The organism is Lactonifactor longoviformis, assembly GCF_042848515.1.
Classification (GTDB): Bacteria; Bacillota; Clostridia; order Lachnospirales; family Lachnospiraceae; genus Lactonifactor; species Lactonifactor longoviformis.
The window spans coordinates 2,650,686-2,664,435 of the sequence record NZ_AP031453.1 but is presented as its reverse complement, the minus strand read 5'-3'; the positions used below and the strand labels follow the sequence as shown (position 1 = coordinate 2,664,435).

Genomic DNA, 13,750 nt, shown 5'->3' with positions numbered 1-13,750 from the left:
CAACACCCTTCCTTTTCTCTCCTTTATTCTACTGATACAATATAATAATAGATTGGCTGTCCGCCCTGATTGACCTCCACATCAAAGTCCGGGTACTTATCTTCCAGTCTGGACGCCAGTTCCTCCGCATCCTCTTCCGAAACCTCTTCCCCATAGTAGATACTTATGATCTCCGATTCTTCGTCCACCATCTCTTCCACCATATGCAGAGTTACCTGTTCAATCTCTTTTCCCACAGAGAGAATCTTATGATCTCCGATTCCCATAATATCCCCCTGGGATATTTCTTTGTCATCAATATGGGTATCCCTAACCGCATAGGTTACCTGTCCTGTTTTTACATTCTTGATTTCTTCTGCCATTGCCTCTGCATTTTCTTCCGGGCTTCTGTCCGGAACGTAATTGATAAGTGCAGTAATTCCCTGAGGCATGGTTTTTGTGGGAATTACATAGATATTTTTATCCTCTGTCAGATCTCTGGCCTGATTTGCCGCCAGAATAATATTCTTATTGTTCGGGAATATAAAAATATTTTTCGCCGGGACACGTGAAATTGCGTTCAGCATATCCTCTGTACTGGGGTTCATGGTCTGTCCCCCTTCAATCAGATAGTCTGCCCCCAGTTCTTTAAAGATCTCACACATACCTTCACCTACAGATACAGAGATGAATCCCACTTCCTTCTCCGGCACTGTCTCTTCCCCGGCCTGCTCTGCGGCAAGCTTTTCCGCATCCTTTATCAGCTTCTCCTGATGTTCTTCCCGCATATTGTCAATCTTAATACGAGAGAGGGAACCATAGGTCAAAGCCTTGGAAATTGCAAGTCCAGGATCATTGGTATGTACATGGATCTTGACAATTTCATCGTCAGCCACGACCACCAGTGAATCACCGATTGACATCAGATATTCTTTTATCTTGGAAACCTCATGCTCCGAAAGTTCTTCCTTCAATACAATGATAAATTCTGTACAATATCCGAACTTAATATCTGCTTCCGCCTGAGGAGAGATTCGGGTCAGCTTCTGCCCCGTGGGAGCCTCAAAGCTATAGTCGATTTCTTTTCCCAGGAACCCGTCGTAGGCCCCCTTCAGCACTTCCAAAAGCCCCTGTCCTCCGGAATCAACGACACCTGCCTCTTTCAGCACGGGAAGCATCTCCGGGGTCTGAGAGAGGACATATTCCGCATGGTCAATAATCTCCCTGAAAAATGCATCCAGATCCTCCATCTCCTCAGCCAGTTCCAGGGCACGGGTTGCCGCTCCTTTTGCCACAGTAAGTATCGTCCCCTCCTTCGGCTTCATAACTGCCTTGTAGGCAGTCTCAACACCTTTTTCAAAAGCGTCGGCAAATTTCTGTGCATCCAGTTTCTCATAATGAGCGATTCCTTTTGTAAATCCCCGCAGCAGCTGGGAGAGAATAACACCGGAATTGCCTCTGGCACCTCTGAGAGAGCCGGACGATATGGCTTTTGCCAGGGAATCCATAGTTATTTTATCCAGCTGGCTGACTTCTGTCGCTGCAGACATAATGGTCAGGGTCATATTCGTTCCCGTATCCCCGTCCGGCACTGGAAATACATTCAGTTCATTAATCCACTCTTTTTTTGCCTCCAGATTCTTTGCTCCTGCCAGGAACATCTTAGCCAGGACGCCTGCATCTATGGTCTTTGTACTCACAACAAGTTCCTCCTTAATTAATCAATTACTCGTACGCCTTCCACAAGGATATTGATCTTCTCAATCTCCATGCCGGTAAAGGCTTCTACTTTATATTTCACGTTGCTGATTAGATTGTCGGACACTGCGGAAATACTAACACCATATGCCACAATTACGTGAAAATCCAACTCTATCTTATTGTCACTGATCGTCACATTGATTCCGTGCTTTAAGCTGTCCTTTTTCAAAAGCTTAACGAGCCCGTCTTTCATGCTGACAGCAGCCATTCCTACGATACCAAAACACTCAACGGCAACACTTCCCGCGTACGTAGCAATCACATCTGTATCAATAACTATTTTGCCCAATCCTGTATCAATACAACCATTCATACCGGACACCTCCACTATATTATTCAAAATCCGTTTCTGTGCCAAGACGCCAGTCTTCCGGATCATGTTAGTATTATAACCTGTTTTATACAAAAATGAAATAATAATTTGAATTTTTTATATTTTTACTTGCAAAAAGTGCCACCATCTGTTAAAATAACTATTGTTGTGAGTCTGTAGTAATAGGGTATATCAGACTTATTTTATATGTCAAGGAGGTGCTATCATGGCAAAGTGTGCTATTTGTGAAAAGGGCGCTCATTTCGGAAACAGTGTGAGCCATTCCCATAGACGTTCTAATAAAATGTGGAAATCAAACATCAAATCTGTAAGAGTGAATGTGAACGGTGCTTCAAAGAAGATGTATGTTTGTACTTCTTGCCTGAAGTCCGGTAAAGTTGAAAGAGCGTAATGCAAGGAAATAAAAAACCATCGCGGTTGGCGGTGGTTTTTTTATTTTCCACTATCTGCAAAATAGATTATATCCCCCTAACAGGCATCCTGCTGCCACTAATACGATAAAAAAGCACTTGGGAAATATCAGGGCAATGAGCATTCCCACTCCTACCCAAAATAACAGGAATCCAATGAGACGACACATTTTTGACTCCTTTTGTCCTCTTACTTTTTAGTATATGCAGGGACCCGCTCCTTCAATACACCTAGTCTGTGGGCTCTTCCTGGGAATCCGCTTCTGTCTTTTTGTCCTCTGTCTTCTGATTATGAGCGATAATATCATCGGCTTTCTTGTCTGTAAACTTATTGACAAAGTCTGGCACCATATCCAGAATCTTGGTAAGTCCGTCCTGATTCTTAACATTTACCAGCTTTGTTGTCCCATTGGAGATTACAAGTACAGCGCTGGGAGATACTTTGCCGCCCATGCCTCCGGCACCATTATTCTTTTTGTCATCAGCAAAAGCGCCCGCTGCCACTCCAAAGGATACATCGATGAGCGGAAGTATAATGGTATCACCTACCGTAATTGCCTCGCCCACCACTGTCTTAGTTGTGATAAAACTGTCCATTCCCTTAAAAAGAGAATCTACTGTTGTCTGAAAATTATTCCCGTCTGCCATTATTACTCCTCCTTGTGCTTAAATCTTTTTATCATATATTTTATATTAGAATCACGATACAGCTTCCATGCCGCAGCCAGCAAATGAACCCCGTAGATTCTTCCCCTGAGATAGAGATCTGTCTCCAGAATCTTTCGGTCAAAATATGGGTAGATACGCAGTCTGTCCCCATATTTGGGATAGAAAAAACTGAGCCCCGCCAATACCTGACCGGTCAGGGCAGGGTCGTCGAAACCGTAAGAGAGGGTCCCCTTTATCTTAGTCGGTCCCAGTCTCCGCAGCAGTATCCTCAGCTGCCCCCACAGCAGCGTTCTGGCTCCCAAAAATTCCTCTGACTTTATCAGCTCCAGAAACACTTTCATTCTACCATATATTTCCCCGGTTGTTGAGTAAATATTTCTGACTGCCGCAAGAATCTTTTCCGGCAAGTGAAATAGATTATACAGGATCACCTTCAGTTTCTCCAGAAATGCGGCAAATTTGTTCTTTTTGTCCTCGTTTGCCGGTATCTCCCTTTCCTCCAATGCCGCCTGTACACTGCGTCCCCCCTGCAGAGTTTCTTCCTTTTCTTCGGTATGCTCCTCCAGTGTATTATATGGAAGCTTGGTCTCCTCGGATGACGCTGTCTTCAGCTGCTTCTTTGTTTCCGGCTGTGTCTTTTTCCGCCGGAAACGAATTTTGCCAAGGCGTGTCACCAGTCCTTTCAGCCGTTCTGCAGGAATCCCTAAAATTCTTAATTTCATCCTGAATTCCCCATGCTCATAAAGGATTAGCACAGACAGTCCATGGGCCAGCCAGGTAATCTTTCCTCTCCCGGCCACCCCATTCCCATCCTTCTGCAGCTTTCCCTGGTAGCGCAGGGGCACCAGAAGCAGGGACAGCAGAAGCAGAAGAACAAGTCCTACCAAAATGCCCAATATGATTGCTATAACTTTTAGTATTCCCAAAATAATATGTAGCATATTCTCACACCTATTATTTTTCTAGTTCTTTCTGTTTCAGATATCCCCGCACATCTGCGGTCTTCGTATTCTCATAGACTTCCTGTACCATCAAAGCCACAAGCTGTACCGCTTCGTCATATCCTTTTGCCAGGCCTACAATCATGGGACAGGTACGGCGAAGAGGCTTCTGCAGAAGAAGATTTGCAGAAAATATCTCCAGGAGATTCTCCGGATTCTTAGCAAGCGTCACAAGATAGACATCAATGACTCCGGCGCCATGGTTGATTTTCCATATCAGTTTATTTTTCTTCTTTTCTGCAGTATCGCCCACATACAGATTCTTATACCATTTTAACATAATTTCTTTCCTTACTGCTCTTGCTTCAATCTTTCCTCAATCGCCTGTACCACAGATTCCAGGACTTTGATTCTTGCATAATATTTACAGTTACCCTCTACAATAATCCAGGGGGCATAGGAGGTGGAGGTCCGGATAATCATTTCATTCACGGCTTCCTCGTACTGTTCCCATTTCTCCCGGTTTCTCCAGTCCTCCTCCGTAATCTTCCACTGCTTTTCAGGATTCTCCATTCTCTCTTTAAAGCGCGCCTCCTGCTCATCCTTATCAATGTGCATCCAGAATTTCAGGACAATGGCCCCGGAACGGGATAGATGAGCTTCCATATCATTGATCTCTTTATAGGCTCTCTGCCACTCCTCTTTGGTACAGAACCCCTCAATTCTTTCTACCATCACGCGCCCGTACCAGGTTCTGTCATAGATAGCCACGTGGCCGTTTTTCGGTATTGTTTTCCAGAACCGCCACAGATAGTGGTGCTCTTTTTCCGCACCGCTGGGAGCAGCTGTGGGATTGACAACATATCCCCGGGGATCCATTGTCTCGGTCAGACGTTTAATTGCGCCGCCCTTTCCCGCTGCATCCCAGCCTTCAAACCCCAGCACAACCGGAATCCTCCTGCGGTACAGCTCACTGTGCAGAAGCGCTATTTTATCCTGCAGCTTCTTCAGCTTTTCTTTGTACTCGTCCTTCGTATACGAAAGGCTCAGATCCACACTGCTCAGACTGGAGGATTTCAATACTAAATCTTCCTCTGTGGGCTTTTTAGACTGCCTCTCTGCCTCAGCTTTCTTTTTTTCTTTTCCGGCCCGGCGCACCAGCTCTACCTGTTCATTCAGCCGGTCAATTACCGTGCGGTAGATTTTGATGGTGGCAAACTTCCGATCCATCCCCTCAACAATGGTCCAGGGAGCATACGAAGTGTCTGTCTTCTCCAGCATCTCCTCATTCATCTCTTTGTAGAGTTCATACTTTCTGTTTCTTTTCAGGTCACCGCTGCTCACCCGCCAGGCTGTCTCCGGAGAGGCCAAAAGCTTCCGGAATCTTTTTTTCTGTTCCTTTTTGTCAATATGCAGAAATATCTTAAGGATCACGGTGCCGTCGTCATTCAGCTGCTTCTCAAAGGTATTAATCTCCTGATATGCATATTCCAGCTCTGCGTCCGTGGTTTTCTTGTCAAACCTGTCCACCAGCACCTTCCGGTACCAGCTCCTGTCAAAGATAGCGATTCTTCCTCTGGCAGGAGTCTTTGTCCAGAATCGCCACAAAAAGGGGTGCATTTTCTCATCCTCAGACTCACCGCTGATAGCGAACACCTGGAATCCTCTGGGATCCAGAGGATGGATCAGCCGGTTGATCTGCACGCCTTTGCCCGCTGCGCCAAAGCCTTCAAATACAATAATCACAGGAATTCCCAATGTTCTGCATTCTCTCTGAAGCTCTGCCAGCCTGGTTTCCAGCCTGTCGATTTTTTCATGATACTCTTTTTTCACAATGCTCTTTGTCAAATCAATCTGCTCCAACATCGTCCGCTACCTCCTTTAATTTCAGCAAGAGGGACTGAATAACAGTCCCTCTTCCGTTAAAAATATTTCTTATTTCCCCATAGATTTGCCTTTTTCAAATCCAAATATTCATTGTACGCTTTCTCCAAAATCTGCTTTTCATTGGAAAAGCGCAACAGATGGTAAGCTTCATGGAATTTATAATACCCAGAATCCACAAAATATTCCTCTCTCTGAGGTTTGCTGTAATAGCTGTTCGCCGCCATCAGATACCAGTGTACATCCTTCTCTACCATATCCTCCGGCACGCAGAAACTGTATTGACTCTTACCCACATACTTAATTATGGTCGCTGATACTCCCGCCTCTTCTCTTACTTCCCGTATGGCTGTATCTTTAAAGTCTTCCCCTGCTTCAACTGTTCCTTTTGGTAATACCCATCCCTCGTATTTGTGCTTGTAAGTCTTATACAAGGTCAGTATTTTGCCACGATAAATTACCACCCCGCCACAGCTCGTTGCTTCAATCATCTGCAATTCCTCCTGTACGGTTGTGTTCAAACCTATTTTAGTATAACTCTTTTTCAATTCTCACGCAAGGGAGGAAATAAATTAATAATAGTATTCATTAAACACTGCTCTGGCGATGGGAACGGCGGCCTCACTGCCTGTCCCTGCCCCCTCAGCTATCACGCTGACTACAATATCCGGATCCTCCACATTAGAAAACCCCACAAACCAGGAGTGGGTCTGGCGCTCTCCTCCCTGATCGTACTCTGCCGACCCTGTCTTGCCGGCAGCTGTGTAGCCCTGTCCGTTCAGCTTTTTGGCAGTACCGTTTTCCACAACATCGATCATCAGTTCTTTCAGAGTGTCCGCCTCTTTCACAGACATAAGCCTTTTGTAAGTTTCCGGCTTTGTCTCACTTACTTTGTCTTCGTTGTCATTCTCCACCCGCTCAATAAGATAAGGCGTCATCAGTTCCCCTTCGTTGGCTACTGCACTGGTGATCAGCGCCATATGCATAGGAGATACCAGCGTATTTCCCTGTCCGATGGAAGTCTGCATCAGCAGAGGCTTTCCGGCGCTGGAATCAAGAGAAAAACGGCTCTTTCTGTACGTGAGATCCACCGGCAGTTTTTTATTAAACAGCAGGTCCTCACTTGCAGATTTCAGGGCTCCCGCCCCCAGATCCAGACCAATCTGGGCAAAGGCACTGTTGCAGGATTTGGCAAAGGCTGTGGTGAAGTCCTCCTGACCGTGTACCGTATCGTTATAACAGTGAATCGTATGTTCTCCCACCGTGATACTGCCCTGGCAGTCAAAAGAATAGCCATCCAGGGTCCCATGTTCCCTCAGGTAAGCCAGAGAAGTCACAATCTTGAATGTGGAGCCTGGAGGATATGCCCCCTGGGTCGCCCGATTCAGCAGGCTGGAGTTGCTGTCGTCACTGACCAGCTCATCCCAGTTGTCAGCCAGATGATTCGGATTAAAGTCTGGTTTGCTCACCATAGCCAGGATTTTGCCAGTCTTGGGCTCCATCACAACCACTGCACCGTTATAATCCCCCAGGGCATCATATGCTGCCCTCTGGATACTGGTATCCAGAGTAGTTATTACATTGTCCCCGATCACCTTATCTCCCTTAAAGGCTTTCTGCATCTGTCCCAGATATCCTTCATGGGAAGTCAGAAGCTGGAAATTGGCCAGAGATTCCAGGCCGCTTTTCCCCTTCTCCGTATAACCCACCACATGGGCAAAAAGATCATCGTAGGGATACACTCTTGTCTCGGAACCGTCCTCCGCTGTTTCCGTATAGGCCAGACTCTCTCCGTCGGCAGAGAGAAGCTTTCCGCGGATCACCCGGTCTGCAAAGGTATCCTGCCGTTTATTGTAGGGACTATTAATAAATTCCTCGCTTTTCAGAGCATCAAAGTATACCAGATAGCCAATAAGTGCTACAAAAATTGCTACAAAAAAGTAAGACACAATGGCATATTCTCTGTTTCTGGCCTTTTTTGCCTTCTTCTTCTTAGCTTTTTGTTTTTGCTCTTTTTTGATTTGTCTGAGCTCTTCTTCTCTCTTTCTGCTTTCCAAGTTCCTCATCCTCATCTTCTCTTAAAATATATAATCCCTGAACAATGGCCAGCATAATAATCGTGCTGAGCACAGAACTTCCTCCATAGCTGACAAGAGGCAGGGTAATTCCTGTCATCGGGATAAATTTTGTAGCGCCTCCTATGGTAAGGAACACCTGAAATGCGTATTCTGTGCCAAGTCCCAGCGCAATTAGCTTGTAAAATGGATTCTTAATCTGAAGAGAAATATTAACCACCATCAAAAACAGGCTCATACAGACCAGAATCAGACACATGGCAAAGATGCCTCCCAGTTCTTCACAGATAGCAGCAAAGATAAAATCCTGCTTTACGACCGGTATAGAGTCAGGTGCTCCCTGACAAAGCCCCATACCAAACCAGCTTCCGGTTCCTATGGCAAACAGGGACTGCACAATCTGATAGCCCTCTCTGTCGTATACAGAAAAAGGGTCCTTCCACGCCACTACTCTCTGACGCACATGATTAAACAAGAAGTAGGCGCCCACAGCCGCCACACAGCCGCCCCCTGCACCCGCCGCCAGATAGAGCGGTTTTTTGGTTGCTACATATACCATTGCCAGATATGTGATAAAGAATACCACCGCACTTCCCAGGTCTTTGGATGCCACCAGTATCAGAACATAGGCACCTGCGACCACCGTGGCCTTTACCACCTGTATAAAATCCGTGTTTTTATAGAGCATGGAGGCCACAAAAAACACGAAAATAATCTTAACAAATTCAGAGGGCTGAAAGGAGAAGCCGCCCAGATTAATGGAAAGCTTGGCCCCATATTCCGTCCGTCCCAATACCAGCACGACGGCCAGCAGCACAAAGCCTGCACCGGCATAGACCCAGGTAAGCTGATTCAGAAACTTCATCCTGCGGATCATTACCGGTATCACCAGCGCTATGACTGTGGCAATCACGACAATCTGAAACTGCTTCACCGCACGCTCCAGATCCAGTCTTGCCAACATAATAAATCCTATGCTCAGCAGCATGCACATATGGTTCAATACCAAAAAAGCCGCCTTTTTATAGATAATGCGGTACAGGATCTGAACCACAGTAAAGTAGATCAGCTGTGCTGCAAAAAAGGTCAGGATCTCTATTTTCTGTATCTTCAGAAATATAACCGTAAAGGCAACCAGATCCATAAAATAAATCAGGAACAGCTGTTTCCTTAAAATATGTTTCTTTTCTCTCTCATTTCTCTCTTTAAACACAGTGAAGCACTGAAGAGTATACAAAGCCATGAGAATAATAATCAAATATCTGGATAACTCAACAATAACATTTACCACGTTTTCACCTACTCTACCCCTCTTTTAAAATGTCCCTTGGTAAACTCCGGTACATTCTGGGGATTCTTTTGATGGTACAGGTATACACCTGCGAAAAGGGCTATCATCTCTCCGGTTTCCTTTGCATTTTCAGTAGTAAATGCCATCCGGAGGCTTCCCGGTCCCAGATTCTTAACACTTTGACTCTCCTTCAGAAGTCCGGTGGGGATACTGTTATATATGACGTTATAACAAAAGCTGCAGAAGCATTTCACAGGAAACCTCTGTCCGTACCGATCTGCAAGCTCAGCCCGACTGTCTCTGCCGCTGCACTTCCCTGCAGTTTTTAAGAGACACTGTGCAGAGATCATCATCGGATATCTCCCGTAGATAATCATCTCACTGCCGCTGTTATACCGCCTGTGCAGTTCTCTTTCATTCAGTTCCAGCGGCACGGTCTGCCGCTTTACGCCCTCGTGCTCCCAAAAAGACTCCGCCCGGTTATTAAAACTGTACACTACATAGTCTAACACAGCTTTCCTCTCCAGTCCAAGTTTTTTTAGCAGTGCCCAGCTTTCCAGATTCCGCACCAAATATCCGTCAAGTCCTGCATCCGCCAGCTCTTTCAGAGTGTTTTTTTCTTTTTCCAGGGTATCGCCTCTCACAATATAGGGAAGCGAAAGATAACATTCCTTTCCCGCATTCTGAACCTCACGAAGCAGCTTTTCCGCTCCGGCAAATAAACTATTTCCCGCTGTCATAGAACAGTCAACATAAATCCCTGATACCTCTTTCCATTTCAGCGCCTCAGAAAGCTGTTCCCTGGTTTCCACAGAGACATAGAGAGATAGCTTACACGATCCCACGCCGGGCTTTTCCTCTGCTCTGCCTGCGGGAACAGGCGGCTTTCTCCTGTAAGTCTTCAGCAGTTCCTTTTCCAGTTCTTCCAATCCCCTGCGTCTCAGTTCATTGAGACTCTGCATAGGAAGGAAGAGTTCCCCTTCCATCATAATCCCGGGATTTTTAAATGAAAAGGGGGTGGCACCAGTTTTTCTCAGCTGTGCCTTAATCCTTTCTTCGGACAAAGGCTGTTTTACGGCCCGCTGAGCCGATTCCCCGGATACACTGACCGAGGCTTCCCGGCACTTGACAGTGAAAAGAGAAGGTTCTCCCTCCTTCAGATGCAGGCTTCCCTCTATGCCCACCGGACTGCTCTTTCCCACAAACTCCCGGGCCAGCTTTTCATAAAGAGCCCTGGTATTTTCTTCTCTCAGACAGCCTTTTTTTTCGGCAAGCTTCTGGTTTTTCACCGCCATCATTTCTTTTCCATTGTGTACCTGATAATAGCCCCGGCTAAATCCATCCCTCTGGTATAGGGCAGCCAGTTCTCTGTAATCATCCTCGGACACGGAAAACGTCTCAGGACTTGTCAGCGCCATGTCCAGATACTTTCGATAGATCCGGGTAACCCCGGCCGCATATTCCGGTTTTTTCATTCTTCCTTCTATCTTAAGGGAGTATACTCCCCCGCGGAGAATCTCGGGAAGAAGCTCTATGGTACACATATCTTTTGGACTTAAAAGATACTTGTCCTCCTTGCTGTTCAGGCGCTTCCCGTTTTCATAGACATCGTAGGGAAGGCGGCAGGGCTGGGCGCACCTCCCTCTGTTCCCGCTTCTCCCTCCCAGAATGCTGCTGAAAAGACACATGCCCGAGTAAGAGTAGCACAGGGCACCATGGATGAAACTTTCTATCTCTACATCTGCAGTATCGTGTATGGTGCGGATTTCATTCAGGGAAAGCTCTCTTGCCGTCACTACTCTGGTTACTCCCAGTTTTCTCAGATATGCGGCGCCCCCGGCACCGGTCACAGCCATCTGTGTGCTTGCGTGTATGGGAAGAAGGGGAAAATTCTCTCGGATGAAAGAGAGTACCCCCAGATCCTGCACAATGACCGCATCCAGACCCCGCTCATAGAGAGGAGCCAAATACTGAAAAAGGCGGTTCTCCAGTTCAGCGTCTTTAAGCAGGGTATTCACCGTAAGATACAGTTTTTTCTCATGTATATGGGCATAATCTATGGCCTCTGCCATCCGTTCATCCTCCAGGTTATTGGCATATGCCCTGGCTCCGAAATTCTTCCCGCCAATGTAAACGGCATCCGCTCCTGCCAGAAATGCCGCTTCCATGCCCTCCCAGGAGCCTGCAGGAGATAAAAGTTCTGCTTTCATATCGTTCCTTTCTATTTTTCAAACAAGAAAAGGAGATCACCGCGGCAATCCCCCTTCCTCTATGATAATAATTCATTTACTTCTTTTTCCAGCTCTTCCACCTGACCGGACAGCTTATGATTCTTATCCTTCAGCTCATTCAGCTCGTTCACAGCATTCTCAAGCCTCACCTGAAGCAGTGCCATCTCATGCCTCAGATCGTATACTTCTTTATCTTTGCCCTGCAGATCCTCTTCAAACACTTCCGCCTGCCTTTTCGCTTTAAAATAATCATCTGTGACATTCAGGCTCAACAGTGTATGCTTTGTCTCCACAGACTGCCTGTTATATCCCGGCAGCTGACTGAGCTCTGCAATTTTATTATTAATATAGGACGCCACCTTCTGTAAATACTCTTCACTTTCATAACCGCTCAGGGTAATAATCTTTCCTCCGATTAACACCTGCGTCGTATTTTTTACTGCCATCTCGGGTCCTCCCACCTATTTTCTCATATGTCTATTATAATCGAATTCTGCAGAAAAACAACCCTTTTTATCAGGGCTGTGCGATCCCCAGATGATGATAGGCCAGCTCTGTCGCAATCCTTCCCCTCGGTGTGCGGGATAAAAAGCCGTTCTGAATCAGGTAAGGCTCATAAACATCCTCAAGGGTCCCCGCATCTTCACCGATAGACGCAGCCAGGGTATCCAGTCCCACAGGTCCGCCCTGGAATTTGACTATCACAGTGGTAAGAATTGTCCGGTCCGCCTGGTCCAGGCCATACCGATCCACCTCCAGCAGATTCAGTGCAAAATTTGCCACCTCTTCTGTTATCCTGCCGTCATATTTCACCTGTGCAAAATCCCGGACCCGCTTCAGCAGCCGGTTGGCCAGACGCGGGGTTCCTCTGGACCTGCGTGCCATCTCTTCCGCGCCCTTTTCGTCTATCTCCACCCCAAGCACTTCTGCTGAGCGGATAATAATCGTCTTAAGCTCACTCACATTGTAGAATTCCAGACGGTGTACCACGCCGAACCGGTCTCTCAGGGGTGCTGTGAGAAGTCCTGCCCTGGTGGTCGCGCCCACCAGGGTGAATTGAGGAAGATCCAGACGAATGGATCGGGCAGTAGCCCCCTTTCCAATCATGATATCAATGGCATAATCCTCCATGGCGGGATAGAGAACCTCCTCTACCTGCCGGTTCAGCCTGTGTATCTCATCAATAAAGAGTACATCCCCCTCCTGGAGGTTATTCAGAATTGCCGCCATCTCCCCAGGCTTTTCAATGGCCGGTCCGGAGGTTACCTTCATATGAACTCCCATTTCATTGGCAATGATTCCTGCCAGGGTGGTCTTTCCAAGACCCGGAGGACCGTAAAAAAGTACGTGATCCAGGGCATCCCCACGCTGTCTGGCTGCTTTTATATAAATCTTCAGATTCTTTTTCGTCTTTTCCTGGCCAATATATTCGTCCAGTGTCTGAGGCCGGAGGCTGCCCTCTATAGGCAGATCTTCTTCCGTTACATCTGTGGTTATAATTCTTTTTTCCATGTTACCATCCTACTTCTGTTATATGTGCATTTTCTTCAGAGACTGTTTCAGGATCTCCTCCACACTCATCTCCCTGGCACCTTCTACCAGTTTCACAGCCCTCAGGGCATCTGTGCTGGAATATCCCAGGGCTACCAACGCCTGCACCGCCTCTTTTGAGGCGTCGCCGCTCCCGGGAAGCTCCCCCCGGGCCGTCTGGCGGCTGCTTAGCTTCTGTTCAAAGTCATCCTCCAGATTCAGCTTGTCCTTCAGCTCCAGAATCAGCTTCTGCGCCGTCTTTTTTCCGATTCCCGGTGCCTTTGCTATGGTGGCCGCATCATCTGACAGCACAGCGAATCTCAGCTCATCCGCTGTTATTCCCGACAGAATGCCAAGGGCACCCTTAGGACCGATTCCATTGACTCCCAGCAAAAGCTGAAAGGTATTCAAATCATCCTTTGTCAGGAAACCATACAGCTGCATAGCATCCTCACGGACATTCAGATACGTGTATATTTTCACCTCATCCCCGGGATGCAGCATCCCATCCAGTGTAGAACCCGGCATAAAGATATTATATCCTATCTGACTGCTCTCCAGAATAATTTTATTCTCCTGAACCTCAATCACTTCACCTTTAATAAACGCTATCATATTTCCTCCTGCCTAAAGTATGCCAGGGCC

General features: G+C 46.8%; 14 protein-coding genes. 1 reads left to right on the top strand and 13 read right to left on the bottom strand.

What is annotated here, in order from left to right; genetic code table 11:
* Window positions 1–23: 23 nt before the first annotated feature.
* Complete coding sequence (locus ACGHCT_RS12275) at window positions 24–1,679, bottom strand: DAK2 domain-containing protein (RefSeq protein WP_072850924.1); 1,656 nt, start codon at window positions 1,677–1,679, stop codon at window positions 24–26.
* Between the two features lie 17 nt (window positions 1,680–1,696).
* The gene (locus tag ACGHCT_RS12270) at window positions 1,697–2,053 is read right to left on the bottom strand and encodes an Asp23/Gls24 family envelope stress response protein (protein ID WP_072850922.1); all 357 of its coding nucleotides are present in this window, start codon (window positions 2,051–2,053) and stop codon (window positions 1,697–1,699) included.
* 226 nt (window positions 2,054–2,279) lie between these two features.
* Here ACGHCT_RS12270 and rpmB point away from each other — a divergent pair, with 226 nt between their 5' ends.
* The gene (rpmB, locus tag ACGHCT_RS12265) at window positions 2,280–2,465 is read left to right on the top strand and encodes a 50S ribosomal protein L28 (RefSeq protein WP_072850920.1); all 186 of its coding nucleotides are present in this window, start codon (window positions 2,280–2,282) and stop codon (window positions 2,463–2,465) included.
* 250 nt (window positions 2,466–2,715) lie between these two features.
* Here rpmB and ACGHCT_RS12260 read toward each other — a convergent pair whose 3' ends face one another.
* The 11 genes from ACGHCT_RS12260 to ruvA form a co-directional block, all read right to left on the bottom strand.
* Window positions 2,716–3,132, bottom strand: a complete 417-nt coding sequence (locus tag ACGHCT_RS12260; RefSeq protein WP_072850918.1) for a GerW family sporulation protein — start codon at window positions 3,130–3,132, stop codon at window positions 2,716–2,718.
* A 2-nt stretch (window positions 3,133–3,134) separates the two neighbouring features.
* The gene (locus ACGHCT_RS12255) at window positions 3,135–4,094 is read right to left on the bottom strand and encodes a hypothetical protein (RefSeq protein ID WP_390436113.1); all 960 of its coding nucleotides are present in this window, start codon (window positions 4,092–4,094) and stop codon (window positions 3,135–3,137) included.
* Window positions 4,095–4,107: 13 nt separating this feature from the next.
* Window positions 4,108–4,434 (bottom strand): hypothetical protein, encoded by a 327-nt coding sequence (locus ACGHCT_RS12250; RefSeq protein ID WP_072850914.1) that lies wholly within the window; start codon window positions 4,432–4,434, stop codon window positions 4,108–4,110.
* Window positions 4,435–4,445: 11 nt separating this feature from the next.
* Window positions 4,446–5,960 (bottom strand): polyphosphate:AMP phosphotransferase, encoded by a 1,515-nt coding sequence (gene pap / locus ACGHCT_RS12245; RefSeq protein ID WP_390436111.1) that lies wholly within the window; start codon window positions 5,958–5,960, stop codon window positions 4,446–4,448.
* A 56-nt stretch (window positions 5,961–6,016) separates the two neighbouring features.
* Complete coding sequence (locus ACGHCT_RS12240) at window positions 6,017–6,469, bottom strand: NUDIX hydrolase (RefSeq protein ID WP_072850910.1); 453 nt, start codon at window positions 6,467–6,469, stop codon at window positions 6,017–6,019.
* 81 nt (window positions 6,470–6,550) lie between these two features.
* Window positions 6,551–8,044 carry a peptidoglycan D,D-transpeptidase FtsI family protein gene (locus ACGHCT_RS12235; protein WP_390436109.1) on the bottom strand — a complete coding sequence of 498 codons (1,494 nt, stop codon included), beginning with the start codon at window positions 8,042–8,044 and terminating at the stop codon, window positions 6,551–6,553.
* Window positions 7,971–9,344, bottom strand: coding sequence for an FtsW/RodA/SpoVE family cell cycle protein (locus tag ACGHCT_RS12230; RefSeq protein WP_072850906.1), 1,374 nt, complete (start codon window positions 9,342–9,344; stop codon window positions 7,971–7,973). The genes ACGHCT_RS12235 and ACGHCT_RS12230 overlap by 74 nt, the downstream gene beginning before the upstream one ends.
* Before the next feature lie 8 nt (window positions 9,345–9,352).
* Entirely contained in the window at window positions 9,353–11,554 is a 2,202-nt protein-coding gene (locus ACGHCT_RS12225; RefSeq protein ID WP_390436107.1) for a DUF3656 domain-containing protein, read from the bottom strand.
* Window positions 11,555–11,613: 59 nt separating this feature from the next.
* Window positions 11,614–12,021, bottom strand: a complete 408-nt coding sequence (locus tag ACGHCT_RS12220) for a cell division protein ZapA (RefSeq protein ID WP_072850902.1) — start codon at window positions 12,019–12,021, stop codon at window positions 11,614–11,616.
* A 70-nt stretch (window positions 12,022–12,091) separates the two neighbouring features.
* Entirely contained in the window at window positions 12,092–13,087 is a 996-nt protein-coding gene (ruvB, locus tag ACGHCT_RS12215) for a Holliday junction branch migration DNA helicase RuvB (RefSeq protein ID WP_072850900.1), read from the bottom strand.
* A gap of 18 nt (window positions 13,088–13,105) precedes the next feature.
* On the bottom strand, window positions 13,106–13,720 hold the full coding sequence (ruvA, locus tag ACGHCT_RS12210) for a Holliday junction branch migration protein RuvA (protein WP_390436105.1): 615 nt from the start codon (window positions 13,718–13,720) through the stop codon (window positions 13,106–13,108).
* Window positions 13,721–13,750: the final 30 nt, after the last annotated feature.

Excerpts from the sequence above, each read along its gene's own strand:
- ACGHCT_RS12270 (WP_072850922.1), bottom strand. The coding sequence starts at position 2,053 with ATGAATGGTTGTATTGATACAGGATTGGGCAAAATAGTTATTGATACA.
- rpmB (WP_072850920.1), top strand. The coding sequence starts at position 2,280 with ATGGCAAAGTGTGCTATTTGTGAAAAGGGCGCTCATTTCGGAAACAGT.
- ACGHCT_RS12260 (WP_072850918.1), bottom strand. The coding sequence starts at position 3,132 with ATGGCAGACGGGAATAATTTTCAGACAACAGTAGATTCTCTTTTTAAG.
- ACGHCT_RS12255 (WP_390436113.1), bottom strand. The coding sequence starts at position 4,094 with ATGCTACATATTATTTTGGGAATACTAAAAGTTATAGCAATCATATTG.
- ACGHCT_RS12250 (WP_072850914.1), bottom strand. The coding sequence starts at position 4,434 with ATGTTAAAATGGTATAAGAATCTGTATGTGGGCGATACTGCAGAAAAG.
- pap (WP_390436111.1), bottom strand. The coding sequence starts at position 5,960 with ATGTTGGAGCAGATTGATTTGACAAAGAGCATTGTGAAAAAAGAGTAT.
- ACGHCT_RS12240 (WP_072850910.1), bottom strand. The coding sequence starts at position 6,469 with ATGATTGAAGCAACGAGCTGTGGCGGGGTGGTAATTTATCGTGGCAAA.
- ACGHCT_RS12235 (WP_390436109.1), bottom strand. The coding sequence starts at position 8,044 with ATGAGGAACTTGGAAAGCAGAAAGAGAGAAGAAGAGCTCAGACAAATC.
- ACGHCT_RS12225 (WP_390436107.1), bottom strand. The coding sequence starts at position 11,554 with ATGAAAGCAGAACTTTTATCTCCTGCAGGCTCCTGGGAGGGCATGGAA.
- ACGHCT_RS12220 (WP_072850902.1), bottom strand. The coding sequence starts at position 12,021 with ATGGCAGTAAAAAATACGACGCAGGTGTTAATCGGAGGAAAGATTATT.
- ruvB (WP_072850900.1), bottom strand. The coding sequence starts at position 13,087 with ATGGAAAAAAGAATTATAACCACAGATGTAACGGAAGAAGATCTGCCT.
- ruvA (WP_390436105.1), bottom strand. The coding sequence starts at position 13,720 with ATGATAGCGTTTATTAAAGGTGAAGTGATTGAGGTTCAGGAGAATAAA.